This is a genomic window from Tepidimonas thermarum (assembly GCF_007556705.1).
Classification (GTDB): Bacteria; Pseudomonadota; Gammaproteobacteria; order Burkholderiales; family Burkholderiaceae_C; genus Tepidimonas; species Tepidimonas thermarum.
This window is the reverse complement of sequence record NZ_VJOL01000122.1, coordinates 1-851: the sequence shown is the minus strand read 5'-3', so window position 1 is coordinate 851 and position 851 is coordinate 1. Positions and strand designations below refer to the sequence as shown.

The following is an 851-nucleotide window of genomic DNA, read 5'->3' as shown; positions in this document are numbered from 1 at the left end:
GCGCCATCCAGTCCGTTCTCGAGCAAGATCGCATAAGCGGCTTCCAAGGGGTTGGTTTCGACTCGTATTGCCATGAGGGTTACACTCCTTTCTCGAAGTCATGGCGTCAGACCCACCCTCGCGCTGTCTGCTGGGCGGGGAGCGTAGGCGCGTAGCGCCGGAGATCCCCGCCCAGCAGACAACCGGCAAAATGGAATTTACAGAAAGAACGATACACAACTGTGTGCTCGGTGGTCTTGACCAGCTCAACCGTGTTGGATTCGGTATCGGCGTCGACGATGGTGACGTTTTCGACCTTACCGCCGGCGAGGGTCGTATCCGTTGCGCTGCTCGCGCCGTCGAAGTCCAGCTTGTAGTTGAACACGGTCTCTTTGTTGAGATCGTTTTCGACACGCAGGACCACGGTGTTGTTCGCGCCGGAGGCATCGGCAAGGCGCACGTTGACGTTGGCGTTAGGCGTGACCGCAGGCGCTTCTGTGACGGAGTGGCGCAGCACCAGGCCACCCTCCGTGCCGGCCAGCGCAGCCGTGGCGTAGTTGAGGGTGAAGGTAGTGGCAACGCCATCAGAATCTTCGTCGCGCATCAGCACGGACGCCAGCGCCCCATCGAAGGCGCGCAGGTCGATGGTGTAGTTGTGTATCGTTCTTTCTGTAAATTCCATTTTGCCGGTTGTCTGCTGGGCGGGGATCTCCGGCGCTACGCGCCTACGCTCCCCGCCCAGCAGACAGCGCGAGGGTGGGTCTGACGCCATGACTTCGAGAAAGGAGTGTAACCCTCATGGCAATACGAGTCGAAACCAACCCCTTGGAAGCCGCTTATGCGATCTTGCTCGAGAACGGACTGGATGGCGC

Annotated in this window: 1 protein-coding gene; it reads right to left on the bottom strand. The window is 59.9% G+C overall.

The window, feature by feature from the left end:
- Positions 1–106 precede the first annotated feature (106 nt).
- Positions 107–661: a hypothetical protein gene (locus tag Tther_RS13190; protein ID WP_143904593.1), complete on the bottom strand. Its 555-nt coding sequence runs from the start codon at positions 659–661 to the stop codon at positions 107–109.
- Positions 662–851: the final 190 nt, after the last annotated feature.